The sequence below is a fragment of the Anoxybacillus sp. PDR2 genome (assembly GCF_009834045.1).
In the GTDB taxonomy this organism is placed as follows: Bacteria; Bacillota; Bacilli; order Bacillales; family Anoxybacillaceae; genus Anoxybacteroides; species Anoxybacteroides rupiense.
Map to the genome: position 1 here is coordinate 2,644,399 of NZ_CP047158.1, position 14,166 is coordinate 2,658,564.

The window sequence follows — 14,166 nt, forward strand, 5'->3', positions numbered from 1 at the left end:
AATCCTTACTCCTCCTCAATCGAAAAAGGCGCCAATTGCCCGTCTTCCCGCAAAATATACTCCATTTGCTTTTCAGCATGCTGCAGCTTGTCATGGCACCATTTTGAGAGCCTCATTCCTTCTTGAAAAAACGAAATCGCTTGTTCAAGAGGAACGTTTCCCTCTTCAAGTTTTCCCACAATTTCCTCAAGCTGTTTCATCGCTTCTTCAAACGTTAATTCTTTTTCTTCACTCATCAGAAGCTTCCTCCATTCCCCATACGTGGCAATCAAGCCGTCCATCCTGCAAGCGAACTTGGATCGCATCTCCTGGCTGAATCTGCCGCACGCTCGTCACAAGCTCATCCTTTTCATTATAGACTAAGCTATAGCCGCGTTCCATAATTTTAAGCGGACTCAATGCCTGCAGCTGTGACAGCAGTGAAGTAAATTGCCACTGTTTTTGCTTTAATAGCGCTTGTATTTCTTTTTCAAGTGACTTTGTCAGCATTCGCTGCTTCTCAGACATTTGCGCTAGCTGTTCTGCCGGATGATAGGTTTCAAGCCTTAAATGAAGCTGCTCAAATCGCTCCTGCTTTCGCTCGAAAAGGCGCTGGGTTTGCCGTTTAAGGCGATCCAAGAAAGAATCGAGCTGCTGCTCTTTTTGCTCATATAGCTTCTTCGGATAGCGGAAGGCATAAGACTTTTGCAAGCGGCTTAACCGATCGGATTCGATGGTGATTTTTTCCTTAACTGCCCGAATCAGCCTTGCTTTTCGTTGGGTTATTCTTTCGGCCAGCTCGGCGACGTGAGGAGCTGCCAATTCAGCCGCTCCAGTAGGTGTCGGCGCACGCAAATCAGCGACAAAGTCAGCGATCGTAAAATCTGTTTCGTGTCCAACTGCGGAAATAATCGGAATGCGAGAAGCAAAAATCGCCCGTGCCACCTGCTCCTCATTAAACGCCCATAGCTCCTCGATCGATCCTCCGCCTCGGCCGACAATTAACACATCCACGTTCCCGAATTCATTCGCTTTTTCAATCGCTTGAACAATTGACCCGGCTGCATGCTCCCCTTGGACAATGGCTGGAAATAAAATGACGGTGCCAAGCGGATAGCGGCGCCGGATCGTTGTGATAATATCGCGAATCGCCGCTCCTGTTGGAGACGTTACCACTCCGATGCAGCGAGGAAATAAGGGGATCGGCTTTTTATGCTCCGGGGCAAATAGCCCTTCTGCTTCCAACTGTTTTTTCAACTGCTCATACGCCAAATATAAATTTCCGATCCCTTCCGGCTGCATCTCTTTCACATAAATTTGATAATTTCCGCTCGGTTCATAGACAGAAATTTCGCCGCGTACAAGCACCTTCATCCCGTTTTCGGGACGAAACGCCAAATAGCGATTATAGCCAGCAAACATAACCGCTTGAATTCTTGCATTTTCATCCTTGAGCGTAAAATACATATGCCCCCGCGAATGGCTCGTAAAATTGGAGATTTCTCCTTTGATCCATAAATCCTGAAGATGCGGATCAACTTCAAACTTTCGTTTAATATATTTTGTCAGCGCTGTAACCGTTACATATTTAATTTCTGCCACAACATCATCCCCGCTTATCGCTGAACTTGCTGATGCCCATATTCGCGTGCCGCTTCAACAGTATTATGGAGAAGCATCGTAATCGTCATCGGTCCGACTCCCTTTGGCACAGGGGTCAAATAGCTTGCCACCTCTTTCACTTCTTCAAAGCGCACATCCCCGCATAATTTGCCATTTTCCAAGCGATTGACGCCGACATCAATAACAATGGCTCCTTCTTTCACATGATCAGCTCCAATCATGTTGGCTCGGCCGACAGCTACAATTAAAATATCAGCTTGACGAGTCATTGCTGCTAAATCCTTTGTTTTAGAATGACAATAGGTAACCGTAGCATGCTCACGCAAAAAGAGTTGCCCAACTGGTTTACCGACAATATTGCTGCGGCCAACCACCACTACATGCTTCCCAGCAATTTCGACGCCAAGTGACTGTACCATAAATAAAATGCCGTAAGGAGTGCAAGGAAGAAACGCTTTTTGTCCAATCATCATTCGACCGATATTAATGGGATGGAAGCCATCAACATCCTTTTCCGGGGCAATCGTTTCAATCACGTTCAACTCATCAATATGCGGCGGAAGCGGAAGTTGTACTAAAATACCATGAATGGACGGATCCGCATTCAATTGCTTGATTTGTTCTAATAAAGCGGCTTCGGTAATGGTATCAGGGAATGTAAGTAATATCGAGCGAATCCCGACTTCAGCGCACGCTTTTTGTTTCCCCTTCACATAGGAATGCGAAGCAGGATTATCACCGACAAGAATCACGGCTAGCCCCGGTTCAATTCCTTTGCTTTTCAGCTGTTCTACCTCTTTTGCTAATTGTGCACGCTTTTCTTTCGCTAATTCTGTACCACTAATGATTTGTGCCGTCATCGTTCTAGCTCCCCTTTATTTTAGGATAGGTTTCATCTAGTCACTTTTCCGATATCAGTCACTCGTGGTGCTAGTTTGAGCACGACGCTATCCCGACATTTGTCTCCGTGTGAACAGGCGATCATTGATGTTGATAGTCGGGAAAACGCAGCTTTTACATACAGGACACGGACAACAAAAAATCCATTTTATCTGACACCACGAGTATAAGCGGTTAACAAATAAAGCACGATGAAAATCGCCTGATTTCCCTATTTTCTCCCAAAGCGCTTAAGGAAACAGCTGCTGTCTCTAACGGCCCCGATCTTTATTCACGCCAAGCATCGGCCGCTTATTTTTGTCACAATAAAACAGACAGGAGCTGTTTGCGTTCTGCCTCTCATTTTGTCGCTGGCCCGTATAATGCGTCCTTTACCTTTGAAAGAACTCCGTTAATAAATCGGCCTGATTTGTCATCCCCAAACTTTTTCGCCAACTCAATGGCTTCGTCCAAAATGACTTTAACAGGCACATCCTCTGTATACTTCATTTCATATGTCGCCATGCGCAAGATCGCTCGATCCACGTTAGCCACTCGTTGAAGCGTCCATTTTTCTAAATGGTCGGATAATAACGCATCAATTTCTGTTTGGTGCTCCATTACCCCGAAAACAAGCTGACGTAAAAACGGATCGGCTTCCTCCTCTTTTTTTATTACATTTTGAATCGCCTCTTCCGGCTCGATATGGCCAACATCAATTTGAAACAAGGCTTGCAATGCTTTTTCTCTCGCTGTATGCCTCTTCATTATGTTCACTCCTTTACAAATAAACGAACGTTATGTGATGATCATACCATATTTTTTCGCTAAACGACACTATAATCCGTACAAATCATTTAGATGACACAAAAAATTATCGCCTTTTCTCCATATCTCGAAAAAGGATCTGTCCATTAAGATACCAAAGTTTCAAAAAAATACAAGGGGGCTCATGAATGATATCATGAAAAGCCCCCTTTTCGCCCTTTTATTGCTCAACCTCTAGTTCTTGCTGCTTCGCTGTTTCAAGCTGAATTCCAACAATGTGAACGTTGATTTCGCTTGTTTCCAGTCCAGTCATATTAAAGAGTGCCTGACGGACATTTTCTTGAATTTTCTTAGCCACATTTGGAATAGAAACGCCGAATTGGACAAGGCAATAAATATCGATCGCTACTCCTTCTTCCTTTACGTCTACCTTCACGCCTTTTCCGTGATTTTTCTTTCCGAACCGCTCAACAACACCAGCTGCAAAATTTCCGCGCATTTGCGCAACTCCTTCAACCTCGTTTGCTGCGATTCCAGCAATGACCTCAATGACCTCTGGAGCAATTTCCACTTTTCCTAAGCTTGCTGCTCCCTGCTCAATGTCAAATACATTTTCTGACATTCACCGCTCCTCCTTTATGATGATTTCATGACATCATACAACTCAAGAAACTTTGTATTAAAGTCCCCCTGCACGAATTTTTCGTGCTCTAATAATTTTAAGTGGAATGGAATCGTTGTATGAATGCCTTCAATAACAAATTCACTTAGCGCTCGTTTCATGCGCGCGATCGCTTCTTCTCTTGTAGGAGCATGCACAATCAGTTTGGCGATCATGGAATCATAATAAGGTGGAATCATGTAGCCTGGATATGCCGCGGAATCCACACGAACTCCTAACCCTCCAGGAGGAAGGTACATTTGAATGCGACCTGGAGACGGCATGAAATTTTTCTCAGGATTTTCAGCATTAATGCGGCATTCGATTGCCCAGCCATTAAACGTCACGTCTTCTTGTGTAAGAGAAAGCTTTTCTCCTGATGCCACACGAATTTGTTCTCTAATTAAATCAACTCCTGTAATCAGTTCCGTAACAGGATGTTCCACTTGGATACGCGTGTTCATTTCCATAAAATAGAATTTTTTAGCTTTATGGTCAAAAATGAACTCAACGGTTCCCGCGCCTGTGTAGTTGACCGCTTTGGCCGCTTTTACTGCTGCTTCTCCCATCTGTTCACGTATGTTTTCGTCAAGAGCTGGAGACGGCGCTTCCTCTACAAGCTTTTGTAAACGGCGCTGAATGGAACAGTCGCGTTCTCCCAAATGAATCACATTGCCGTGAGCATCAGCAAGCACTTGGATTTCGACATGCCGAAAATCCTCAATGTATTTCTCAATATATACACCCGGATTCCCAAACGCAGTGGCGGCTTCTTGTTGCGTGATATTAATTCCCTTTATTAATTCTTGTTCGTTTCTAGCCACGCGAATTCCTTTTCCGCCTCCGCCTGCTGTCGCTTTAATAATAACAGGATAGCCAATTTCATTCGCCAACGCAAGCGCTTCGTCGATACTTTCAATAATTCCTTTTGAACCTGGAACGATTGGGACTCCGGCCTCGCGCATCGTTTCGCGCGCAATATCCTTTATTCCCATTTTTGTAATCGCTTCCGGACTTGGACCAACAAATGTCACATTACACTCACGGCAAAGCTCAGCAAATGCAGCATTTTCCGCCAAAAAACCATACCCTGGGTGGATCGCATCACTGCCTGTTAGCGTAGCGACACTCATAATATTCGTAAAGTTTAAATAGCTATCTTTAGAAGCTGTTGGTCCAATACAATACGCCTCATCAGCTAATTGGACGTGCAACGCCTCCCGATCCGCTTCGGAAAATACAGCTACCGTTTCAATGCCAAGCTCTTTGCAGGCACGAATGACGCGAACAGCAATTTCGCCTCGGTTCGCTACTAATAATTTTTTGATCATGGCTCGTCCTCTCCCTATTCAGTTTTTACAAGGAATAAAGGCTGTCCATATTCGACGAGCTGCCCGTTTTGCACAAGAATTTCTACAATCTCACCGTTAACTTCTGCCTCAATCTCATTAAATAGCTTCATTGCTTCAATAATGCAGACAACCGTATTTGGCTTTACTTTATCACCCGTCTTCACATATGGCGCTGCATCTGGCGATGGAGCTGCATAGAATGTACCAACCATCGGAGAAGTAATTTTATGTAAATTTTCTGCTTTCACCGCTTCTTGCTTCGGTGCTTCTGCCGGCTTTGTCTCCGGAACAGCTGGAGCTGCTTCCACCTGTGGCGCTGCTTCTTTCACAACAGCTACTGGTGCTGGTTCTACGACTGCTGCTTTTGCAACCGCTTCAACCGGGACGCTTCCATTTGGCTTCTTCATATGAACCTTTACTCCATCATGCTCATATAAAAATTCCTCAATACTAGATTGGTCAATAAGTCGAATGATTTCGCGAATTTCTTGAATTTTCAACATTGTTCACACCTCTCGCCCCAAAATAATTTCATATACTACCATCATACGACAGACCTTCCCTCATATTCAACTGTAGAATTTAACTAGGCTGTTTGATTTATTACCTAGTCATATAAACAATTTCTATTATATAGCATAAAAACAATTTTTCCACTGTAAAAATAAAATGTCTCTTCATTTGATATATGAACACTGGTAATACTAGAGATCGCTTGATTCCTCTATATATGTTCCAGATGTGAGTAGGGATAATCGCGACTAACCAACACGAAGTTCTTTATCCCCCACTCATGCCATAAGCATTGAAAGGGGCGATCAGCGAGGATAAGAAAAGCGCAAAGCGTCCGCCAAGGAGAGCTCGAACTAAGCCAAGCTTGATTCTGCGGCGGGCGGGACTCCACGTGTCGCCGCCGCAGTGTGGGGCAGATCCGACTCGAGATGATGGCGCTTGAAGCTAGACAGCAGCTTATTTTTTTTGAAAAGTCTAAATACAAATTCTGCGAGGATAAAAAAACTGGCATCCTTTTGGAAGCCAGCTCTTCGCTTGCTTATTTGACGGGCTGAAACTCGACAGCTATATCCTGCATATCCTTCATCTCGCTTTTTACAAGCTGGATAATTTCATTAGCCGCTTTTGTCGAGCTTTGTTTTGCTTTTACCATTACTCTTACTGTGTCGCCATCAGCACGAACGAGTACGTCTTCGTATCCACCCTTGGATTTAATTAATGTCTCTAATGTTGCCTCTTTATTAGCGATCGTTTGAAGTTGTTGCATTTTTTCATATGCGTCATTCTTTTGCTCCGGTGTTGTGTTTGATGAAGTAACAATGGTATTTAATTGATCTCGCTGGCGGCTGCGTTCATCCTCAATTTGTAAGCGCAATGCCGTAAATACATCGTCATCGCTCGTAGCGCTTGAAGTGACCTTTTCATCCTTTGCCTCCGCTTCATCCACCGCGACATTTGCCTCTTCTTTTGTAGAAGCTGTTTTTTCTGTTTGGTTTGTTTGATTTTGCTCATCCGTAAAAGCAACGCGATCATTCATATCTTTTGGCGCTGTTACGTAATACACCGATAATACGACAACTAAACTCAACATTGTTAATAACCAAACTGTTTGCTTTTTTAACATTTCCATCGATCCTCCCCTATTTTTTTGGCAGTACAGCAACTCGGTAGCTCGGCACATTTAGCACACGCGTTACTGCTTCTACAATCCACTGTTTCACCTGCAGATTATCCGCTCCTTTAGCTACAACAAGCACCCCGCGAATATCTGGTTTTTTCGTCGTTACGACAATCGGTGTTTCTTTATCGCCATCCTGTATAATGACGACTTGTTCATTTGATGAATAATTTTGAATTTTACGTGTCCCGCCTTCTTTGTCTGTTTCATCCGTTGTTTGCTGCTGAGTTACTTCGTTTTTTTCTAATATTTGCATCTCTGTAGCATCCACGTTGACAACAACTTTGACATCACGCACTCCTTGAATATCTTCAAGCGCTGATTTTAGCTGCTCCTCGTAGCGTTGTTCATATTCGGCAATCACCTTAGCTTTCGTGTCCTTGTTGCGTCCAAAGGTCTCGACAGCCTGCTCATCCGTCTCCTGTTTTAAAGCGGCGACAGAGTCCGCCGGTGCCGCATCATTTTTCCAATTATGGCTCATTAGCATAAACAAAACACCAAGCAGCAGTAGCACAAAAACGTAAGAAATCGGCGTTGCCTTCTTTTCGCCAGTTCCTTTTTCTTGTGGTTCTAGCCAGCGTTTAATGAACGGAAACATCCCCCCATTCCCTCCCCTCGATTTGTACATCGATTTTTTCTTCATGTACATCCCATTTTGCTGCAAAGAACGAAGCGAGCTTTTTTGTTTGTTCGGTTTCTTCAGCTGATGGTTCAAGCGATTTCGCCGTATCAATCACGACAGGCTGAACCGCTTCGGGATCTTGCGATTTACTTACAATGACTTTAATGGTTTGAATATCATCAGGAATTTGTAATGATTCATGTTCATTTTCTTTTGTTTGTACAACAATTTGTTTGACAGTCAATCCATATTGCTTCATCAACTCCTCAGCTACTTGTTTTTTCATCTGGACAGCCGTTTGTTCTAAAATATATGCACGTTGTGAGGCTTGTATTTCTTTTTTCTTGTTTTCTAGTTCATTTTTCATCATATCTTGCTGTCCGTAGTCTTCCTCTGTAATGGCAGCGAGAAAACGATTGACATCAATCGAGAAAATATGTAAAAGAGGTGATAGCATAACAAGAAGAAGAATCAGTCCGACCACCATTTTTACATATTTTTGAAAAGAAGAGGAAGGGAGCAGCAAGTCGATAATCGTCGCAAATAAGATGAATAGAATGATATTGGTAACCCACTCTGTAATCACATGCATCCCGTTTCCCCCTTCTACCGCACCATCATCGCGATATTTCCGGCTGTAATGATCACAGTTAAACTAAGAAAAAACATCAATGATACGATTGCTAATGCTGCAAAAACATAAGTAATGCTCTTGCTTATCACATTCAAGCACGATATAATGGCGCCGCCGCCAAGCGGCTGTAAAACCGCAGCTGAAAGCTTATAAATAAAAGCAATCACAAAAATCTTTAAAGCCGGGAAAATGACAATCATTAACAAAAGTGCTACCCCGACAATACCTACCGCGTTTTTCAATAACATAGAAGCGGTGACAACGGTATCAGCTGCATCCGTAAACATTTTTCCAACGACAGGAACAAAATTTCCCGTGACAAACTTTGTCGTTCGTAAAGCAATGCCATCGGCAACGGCCGAGGTTGTCCCTTTTACAGACATAACGCCAAGAAAAACCGTTAAAATGGCGCCGAGCGTCCCAACGGCTACCTTTGTGAGCAAATCGGCCAGTTGCGTCACTTTGTAATGCTCAGACATCGTGCTGACAATTCCTAATAGCGCTGCCAAAAATAAAAGAGGGAGCGTCACATACTGTACAACCACTCCAGTTATATTCATTAAAAATAGAATGATAGGATGAAAAAACGCAGCAGAGATTAATCCGCCGGAAGAAGCGAGCAAGGCTAACAAAAGAGGGACCATGGCAACCATAAAATGCGTCATTGTCTGGATGGCTTCATGCGCATACTCCATCGCGAGACGAAAGCTATTTAAAGCAATAATAATGAGCACCATATAGACAACGGCATAAGCTACCTTACTAACCGCCTGCTGCTCAAAAGCCGTTTGTAGCGACTGCAAAAACATGCTAAATACGGTTAATAAAATAAGCGTACCAAGAAGTTTCCCATTCATTTGCAACTCGTACATCAGAAATTTGAGCAACGCCAGAAGCCATTCTTTCATCGACCACTCTTTTTGTCCTTGCAAAAACTGGACAAGTGATCCTTTTTGACTTTCCGGCAAAAATCCGCCATACTTTGTCACGATTTCATTCCAATATTGCTGCACCTCATCAATTCCAAGCGCTTCTATCTGCTTTTGCATAAGCGGCTGATGATCAGCGGCAGCTTGTACAATGTGCGGAATGAAAAAAAAGAAGCCGCACCAGATCAGGGATATCAACGTTTTTTTCAATCCATCACCCCCTTTGCTATGACGTAGGAATGAGCCCGATGACCGTTTCAATAATGGCGGTTAAAATCGGGATGGCCATCGCCAAAATTAAAATTTTTCCCCCCAGCTCAATTTTGGAAGCAATCGCCCCTTGACCGGCATCTTTCGAAATTTGCGCTGCAAATTCGGCAATATAAGCAATACCAATAATTTTTAAAATCGTTTCAAAATAAATCATATTAATCTTTGTATCAGAGACCATTTTTTGAAGCATATGAATAATATGGCTAATTTGATCAATCAAAAACAGAAAAATCACACAACCAACAAACACGGTCAACAAAAACGCCACACTGGATTTTTGCTCCTTAAGCAAAATGGCTAAAAACGTTGCAATCAGCCCGATCCCTACAATTTGCAATATTTGAATGGCTCTTCCCCTCCTAGCTTTGAAACAAAAATACGTCCTTAATTTTTTGAAATAAATCGCTAACAATGGAGGCCACCATAAATAAAATGTAAATGAAGCCGAGCAGCGTCACCCATTGGGCATATTCCTTTTTCCCCATCTGGTCCAGCACGGTATGCAAAAACGCAACAACGATGCCAACTCCAGCAATTTTAAAAATGATATCGACATCAATTCCCATAGCTGCTTCCTCCTAATTAGATCAATAAAATAATAATGAGCAATCCTGTGAGCAAACCTAAGCTTTTAGCCATTTTTTCATAACGCGCTTTTTTCTCTAGCGCATCTTGTTCTTCTCTTTCAAGGTGGACGATTGCTAGAGCGATCTGCTTTTGCTGGGCCATTCGATCATACTGCCCTAATGTTTCGCCAAATTGCTTCATCACTTCAAACTCCCCTTGTTTGAGCGCCGTAGCTCCCCAGATGCTTTGCAAGCTTTCCTGCCATGCTTCTTTTACGCTCGTTTCCCCCGTTTGGAGCGTTTCCGCAAATTGCTGGAAAAAACGCGAGAGAGGCAGAGGCAGCTGGTTCGCCAAATGCAAGGCAGCTTCTGATAGCGGTGTATGCCCATACATAATCTCTGCTTCGAGTGCCTGCAATGCGGTTTTTAATTGCCGCAATTGCCGCGGACGCTCGCTGAGTCTGTTGGCTGTTTCAAATCCTGTCCATGTTGTCGCCAGTAAAATAAGAAGAGCGCCAATCCATTTCATCTTCTTGCCACCGCCTCATAGAGCACCGTTCCATTTTGATCTGTGATGCGGCGAACGGTTCCTGGTCCCCGTTCGTTTGTTAATTCGATAAATCGATCAAATACACGCTGTTCAATCATTGCACGTAATGTTGGCCGTAAAGCGACATCGTTCCAATTTTTCCCATGAACTGTCGTCCAAACGCAAACTCCCGCATGAACAGCTTCTAATAAGGCTTCGCTATCCTCTATACGGCCAATTTCATCGACAATTAACACCTCCGGGCTCATCGAACGAATCATCATCATCATTCCTTCGGCCTTTGGACAAGCATCTAATACATCAATGCGGTGACCTAAATCAAATTGAGGAATGCCTTTCACACATCCGGCAATTTCTGAACGTTCATCCACAATTCCGACCTTTTTTGGAGGAATTTTCTTCATCGGTACGCCAGTGCTGACCATTCGTGCGATATCGCGGAGCAGTGTCGTTTTGCCTGTTTGCGGAGAGCCAATAATCATCGTGCTACACCAACGACCATCGTATACATATGGAATCAGCGGCTCAGCAATTCCAACTTTTTGTCTGGCTATGCGAATATTAAAGGAGGTAACATGTCGGATCGCTTTCACATTTCCTCCATCTGTAATCACTTTCCCGGCTAGTCCTACACGATGGCCGCCTTGAATCGTGATAAATCCTCTTTTCAGCTCTTCCTCCATCGCATAAATGGAATAGTGGCTAATTTTATTCAGAAGATGTGTGCCATCTTCAGCGGTCACTTCGTACGGCAGAAAATGAACCATCCCCTTCATCGTTACCTCAAGCGGTTTCTGAATTCTGATCCGAATTTCTTCGAGTTCTTCTTTCCAAGAAGGAGGCAGCTTCAAAAGAGCGGAGCTGATTGTTTTTGGCAGAATCTCGATAATCTCATTCATCTTTCCCCCTCCTTTTCCATAAGTGCACACCCCTTATTTATAGATGCCAACTAAAATCAAACCAACACCAAGGGCAATCCAAAATAATTTAGAAAATGAAAGCTCGTCCGCTACGGAAAGAAGGCCAATTGTCATCGTTACTATAAAAATAATCGGGCCGACAATGGCAAGCATCGCATTGACGGCAACCGCTTTTTTTACGTCATTGAGACAAAGCATGATGATCGCAGCAGTCAGTTCAATTGTCGCCGACAAAAAACGCATTCCAGCCATGGAAAGCACCGTTGAATCGATCATGGACAACCATCGCTTCATGGGTTCCTCCTCATAAATAAAATGATTAGTACAAACGTATGCAACGCCCATTCATTTCAGAAGCAATTTTTTGCATAAAAAAACTCCTTGTTAAAAAGCAAGGAATCAGGTGGTTGGCAAAAAACGCTTTCATCCCGTGTCACTGTCCGCATTCGTCCGCTCATGAACTTCTTTATTCCCATTTCCTCTGCATTCGGATTCGTTGCTTCCCTGTTGAGCGTTTTTAAGCAGGACTGATGCGAAAAAGTGCCTACAAATAAAAATGATGGTAGGCAAACGCTAAGTTAGCTTTGCCTACCATCCCTATCATTCGCTTAAGCGCGGGAAACATAAGTTCCGTCTGTTGTATTGATAATGAGCACATCTCCTTCATTTACAAAGAACGGCACTTGAACAACAAGCCCTGTTTCTAATGTAGCTGGTTTAGAACCGCCAGAAGCCGTATCACCTTTAATGCCCGGCTCTGTTTCCACCACTTTCAACTCTACTGTATTTGGAAGCTCTACACCGATCGTTTCGCCTTGATACATCATAATAAAGACTTCCATGTTTTCTTTTAGAAATTTCAACTCATACTCGATTTGCTGTGAGGAAAGCTCAATTTGCTCATACGTTTCTGTATCCATAAACACGTGCTGATCGCCGTTTGCATATAAGTATTGCATTTTGCGATTGTCAATTTGCGCACGGTTGACTTTTTCACCGGCGCGGAACGTTTTTTCTTGAATAGCACCTGTGCGAAGGTTGCGAAGCTTGGAACGAACAAATGCAGCTCCCTTTCCTGGTTTTACGTGCTGGAATTCAATGACGCGCCAAATATCGCCATCTACTTCAATCGTTAATCCTGTACGAAAATCGTTCACTGAAATCATTGACGAATGTCCTCCCACTTACAAGTATTATAAAATGATCAACTCTTTTGGTGAGCGAGTCAGCGGATCATTACCATCCGCGGTGACAACCGTATCATCCTCAATACGCACACCGCCAAGCCCTGCTATGTAAATTCCTGGTTCGACCGTCACCACCATGCCCGGCTCCAATCTTACATCAGAACGAACCGATAGTGTCGGCCCTTCGTGAATCTCCAGACCGATTCCATGACCGGTGGAATGCCCGAAATGCTCGCCATATCCTTGTTCCGAAATATAATCACGGGTCAGCGCATCTGCTTCTTTTCCAGTCATGCCCGGCTTAATTCCTTCCATGCCGCGCAGCTGTGCTTTTAATACAATATCATAAATCTTTTTTAGCTCATCGCTGACTTCACCAACCGCGACGGTTCGGGTGATATCCGAACAGTAGCCGTGGTAATAAGCACCAAAATCGAGCGTGACGAATTCCCCTTTTTCAATGATTTTGTCAGTTGCCACTCCGTGCGGTAATGCTGACCGATAGCCAGATGCAACGATAATATCAAACGAAGACGAAATAGCGCCCTGCTTGCGCATAAAAAATTCTAATTCATGAGCAACCTCGATTTCCCGTACCCCGGGGCGAATAAACTGAAGTATATGGTCGAACGCTGCATCAGCAATCTCCGCTGCTTCCTTTAATATCTTAATCTCTGAATCCGACTTAATCAAGCGTAACTTTTCAACTAAACCGGAAACAGGGACAAGCACCACTTCCGCCTCTCTTTCATAGGCTTGAAAAGTGGCATAGGATAGATGATCCTGTTCAAAACCAAGCTTTTTAATTTGAAGGCGGGCCGCCTGTTTAGCTACTTCTTCGATGATGGAACCAGCATGCTGAACAATCTCGTATCCTTTAATTTGCTTGGCAGCTTGTTCAGCATAACGAAAGTCCGTAATAAATACCGCTTCTGTTTTGCTGATCACCGCTACGCCGGCCGTTCCGGTAAAGCCTGTCATATAGCGGCGATTATAGCTGTTTGTAATCAACATTCCATCAATGCCGTACTCAGCAAAACAAGCACGTAGTTTTTCTAGTTTTTCCATGCTCTCTCCCCTTCCCCTAATTTGTCCAATAGCGCTAAAATGGCTAAGCGATATCCGGTCACGCCAAGACCCACAATTTGTCCGATCACTACCGGTGCAATGACCGACTCATGGCGGAACGGCTCGCGGGCATGGATGTTGGAAATATGTACTTCAATGACCGGGACATTAACACTGGCAATGGCATCACGAATGGCATAACTATAATGAGTAAATGCACCTGCATTTAAAATCACACCATCATACACACCATCGGCAGCATGAATTTGCTCGATGATGTCTCCTTCGTGATTGCTCTGAACGCATGCCAGTTCTGTTTCCCGTTCGGATGCAAACGAGATTAACTGCTGCTCTAAGTCATGCAAAGTTCCGCTTCCGTAAACATGAGGCTCTCGTTTGCCAAGCAAATTTAAGTTTGGACCATTAATTAAAAGAAGACGTGCCATTTCCGCAACCCCTTTTAAG

Annotated in this window: 19 protein-coding genes; all 19 read right to left on the reverse strand. The window is 43.7% G+C overall.

All coding sequences use genetic code 11. The annotated features are described in order from the left end of the window. Positions 1-5: 5 nt before the first annotated feature. The 19 genes from GRQ40_RS12700 to aroQ all read right to left on the reverse strand — a co-directional run bounded on the left by GRQ40_RS12700 (position 6) and on the right by aroQ (position 14,147). Positions 6-236 (reverse strand): exodeoxyribonuclease VII small subunit, encoded by a 231-nt coding sequence (locus tag GRQ40_RS12700; RefSeq protein WP_044744471.1) that lies wholly within the window; start codon positions 234-236, stop codon positions 6-8. After that, entirely contained in the window at positions 229-1,581 is a 1,353-nt protein-coding gene (xseA, locus tag GRQ40_RS12705; protein WP_066145746.1) for an exodeoxyribonuclease VII large subunit, read from the reverse strand. Before xseA ends, GRQ40_RS12700 begins: the two co-directional genes overlap by 8 nt. Positions 1,582-1,595: 14 nt before the next feature. Further along, positions 1,596-2,462 carry a bifunctional methylenetetrahydrofolate dehydrogenase/methenyltetrahydrofolate cyclohydrolase FolD gene (folD, locus tag GRQ40_RS12710; protein ID WP_066145749.1) on the reverse strand — a complete coding sequence of 289 codons (867 nt, stop codon included), beginning with the start codon at positions 2,460-2,462 and terminating at the stop codon, positions 1,596-1,598. Between the two features lie 379 nt (positions 2,463-2,841). Then, a complete protein-coding gene (gene nusB, locus GRQ40_RS12715; protein WP_044744474.1) occupies positions 2,842-3,249 on the reverse strand; it encodes a transcription antitermination factor NusB in 408 nt (135 codons plus the stop codon). 220 nt (positions 3,250-3,469) lie between these two features. Continuing rightward, complete coding sequence (locus GRQ40_RS12720) at positions 3,470-3,871, reverse strand: Asp23/Gls24 family envelope stress response protein (protein WP_044744475.1); 402 nt, start codon at positions 3,869-3,871, stop codon at positions 3,470-3,472. Between the two features lie 14 nt (positions 3,872-3,885). Continuing rightward, positions 3,886-5,241, reverse strand: coding sequence for an acetyl-CoA carboxylase biotin carboxylase subunit (gene accC / locus GRQ40_RS12725; RefSeq protein ID WP_044744476.1), 1,356 nt, complete (start codon positions 5,239-5,241; stop codon positions 3,886-3,888). Positions 5,242-5,255: 14 nt separating this feature from the next. Next, on the reverse strand, positions 5,256-5,765 hold the full coding sequence (accB, locus tag GRQ40_RS12730) for an acetyl-CoA carboxylase biotin carboxyl carrier protein (RefSeq protein ID WP_066145752.1): 510 nt from the start codon (positions 5,763-5,765) through the stop codon (positions 5,256-5,258). Between the two features lie 548 nt (positions 5,766-6,313). Next, positions 6,314-6,898 (reverse strand): SpoIIIAH-like family protein, encoded by a 585-nt coding sequence (locus tag GRQ40_RS12735; RefSeq protein WP_044744686.1) that lies wholly within the window; start codon positions 6,896-6,898, stop codon positions 6,314-6,316. Positions 6,899-6,914: 16 nt separating this feature from the next. Then, positions 6,915-7,550, reverse strand: coding sequence for a stage III sporulation protein AG (gene spoIIIAG / locus GRQ40_RS12740; protein ID WP_044744478.1), 636 nt, complete (start codon positions 7,548-7,550; stop codon positions 6,915-6,917). After that, positions 7,534-8,166, reverse strand: coding sequence for a stage III sporulation protein AF (gene spoIIIAF / locus GRQ40_RS12745; RefSeq protein ID WP_066145754.1), 633 nt, complete (start codon positions 8,164-8,166; stop codon positions 7,534-7,536). The genes spoIIIAG and spoIIIAF overlap by 17 nt, the downstream gene beginning before the upstream one ends. Before the next feature lie 14 nt (positions 8,167-8,180). After that, positions 8,181-9,347, reverse strand: a complete 1,167-nt coding sequence (gene spoIIIAE, locus GRQ40_RS12750; RefSeq protein WP_159720129.1) for a stage III sporulation protein AE — start codon at positions 9,345-9,347, stop codon at positions 8,181-8,183. Positions 9,348-9,363: 16 nt separating this feature from the next. Beyond that, positions 9,364-9,747, reverse strand: coding sequence for a stage III sporulation protein AD (gene spoIIIAD, locus GRQ40_RS12755; protein WP_066145761.1), 384 nt, complete (start codon positions 9,745-9,747; stop codon positions 9,364-9,366). 22 nt (positions 9,748-9,769) lie between these two features. Beyond that, positions 9,770-9,976 carry a stage III sporulation protein AC gene (gene spoIIIAC / locus GRQ40_RS12760; RefSeq protein ID WP_027407755.1) on the reverse strand — a complete coding sequence of 69 codons (207 nt, stop codon included), beginning with the start codon at positions 9,974-9,976 and terminating at the stop codon, positions 9,770-9,772. Positions 9,977-9,992: 16 nt separating this feature from the next. Next, the gene (spoIIIAB, locus tag GRQ40_RS12765; protein ID WP_066145764.1) at positions 9,993-10,505 is read right to left on the reverse strand and encodes a stage III sporulation protein SpoIIIAB; all 513 of its coding nucleotides are present in this window, start codon (positions 10,503-10,505) and stop codon (positions 9,993-9,995) included. After that, positions 10,502-11,425, reverse strand: a complete 924-nt coding sequence (gene spoIIIAA / locus GRQ40_RS12770; protein WP_066145767.1) for a stage III sporulation protein AA — start codon at positions 11,423-11,425, stop codon at positions 10,502-10,504. Before spoIIIAA ends, spoIIIAB begins: the two co-directional genes overlap by 4 nt. A 33-nt stretch (positions 11,426-11,458) precedes the next feature. Then, the gene (locus GRQ40_RS12775; protein WP_044744484.1) at positions 11,459-11,740 is read right to left on the reverse strand and encodes a YqhV family protein; all 282 of its coding nucleotides are present in this window, start codon (positions 11,738-11,740) and stop codon (positions 11,459-11,461) included. 314 nt (positions 11,741-12,054) lie between these two features. Further along, positions 12,055-12,612, reverse strand: coding sequence for an elongation factor P (efp, locus tag GRQ40_RS12780; RefSeq protein ID WP_044744485.1), 558 nt, complete (start codon positions 12,610-12,612; stop codon positions 12,055-12,057). A 27-nt stretch (positions 12,613-12,639) separates the two neighbouring features. Next, positions 12,640-13,701, reverse strand: a complete 1,062-nt coding sequence (locus GRQ40_RS12785; protein WP_066145770.1) for a M24 family metallopeptidase — start codon at positions 13,699-13,701, stop codon at positions 12,640-12,642. Further along, positions 13,689-14,147 (reverse strand): type II 3-dehydroquinate dehydratase, encoded by a 459-nt coding sequence (aroQ, locus tag GRQ40_RS12790; RefSeq protein WP_066145773.1) that lies wholly within the window; start codon positions 14,145-14,147, stop codon positions 13,689-13,691. Before aroQ ends, GRQ40_RS12785 begins: the two co-directional genes overlap by 13 nt. Between the last annotated feature and the right edge of the window lie 19 nt (positions 14,148-14,166).

What these genes read in the sequence shown, in the direction of transcription:
- nusB (WP_044744474.1), bottom strand. Translation starts at nt 3,249, where the DNA reads ATGAAGAGGCATACAGCGAGAGAAAAAGCATTGCAAGCCTTGTTTCAA.
- GRQ40_RS12735 (WP_044744686.1), bottom strand. Translation starts at nt 6,898, where the DNA reads ATGTTAAAAAAGCAAACAGTTTGGTTATTAACAATGTTGAGTTTAGTT.
- accC (WP_044744476.1), bottom strand. Translation starts at nt 5,241, where the DNA reads ATGATCAAAAAATTATTAGTAGCGAACCGAGGCGAAATTGCTGTTCGC.
- GRQ40_RS12775 (WP_044744484.1), bottom strand. Translation starts at nt 11,740, where the DNA reads ATGAAGCGATGGTTGTCCATGATCGATTCAACGGTGCTTTCCATGGCT.
- GRQ40_RS12785 (WP_066145770.1), bottom strand. Translation starts at nt 13,701, where the DNA reads ATGGAAAAACTAGAAAAACTACGTGCTTGTTTTGCTGAGTACGGCATT.
- spoIIIAB (WP_066145764.1), bottom strand. Translation starts at nt 10,505, where the DNA reads ATGAAATGGATTGGCGCTCTTCTTATTTTACTGGCGACAACATGGACA.
- efp (WP_044744485.1), bottom strand. Translation starts at nt 12,612, where the DNA reads ATGATTTCAGTGAACGATTTTCGTACAGGATTAACGATTGAAGTAGAT.
- spoIIIAG (WP_044744478.1), bottom strand. Translation starts at nt 7,550, where the DNA reads ATGTTTCCGTTCATTAAACGCTGGCTAGAACCACAAGAAAAAGGAACT.
- spoIIIAA (WP_066145767.1), bottom strand. Translation starts at nt 11,425, where the DNA reads ATGAATGAGATTATCGAGATTCTGCCAAAAACAATCAGCTCCGCTCTT.
- spoIIIAF (WP_066145754.1), bottom strand. Translation starts at nt 8,166, where the DNA reads ATGCATGTGATTACAGAGTGGGTTACCAATATCATTCTATTCATCTTA.
- spoIIIAC (WP_027407755.1), bottom strand. Translation starts at nt 9,976, where the DNA reads ATGGGAATTGATGTCGATATCATTTTTAAAATTGCTGGAGTTGGCATC.
- GRQ40_RS12720 (WP_044744475.1), bottom strand. Translation starts at nt 3,871, where the DNA reads ATGTCAGAAAATGTATTTGACATTGAGCAGGGAGCAGCAAGCTTAGGA.
- folD (WP_066145749.1), bottom strand. Translation starts at nt 2,462, where the DNA reads ATGACGGCACAAATCATTAGTGGTACAGAATTAGCGAAAGAAAAGCGT.
- GRQ40_RS12700 (WP_044744471.1), bottom strand. Translation starts at nt 236, where the DNA reads ATGAGTGAAGAAAAAGAATTAACGTTTGAAGAAGCGATGAAACAGCTT.
- aroQ (WP_066145773.1), bottom strand. Translation starts at nt 14,147, where the DNA reads ATGGCACGTCTTCTTTTAATTAATGGTCCAAACTTAAATTTGCTTGGC.
- accB (WP_066145752.1), bottom strand. Translation starts at nt 5,765, where the DNA reads ATGTTGAAAATTCAAGAAATTCGCGAAATCATTCGACTTATTGACCAA.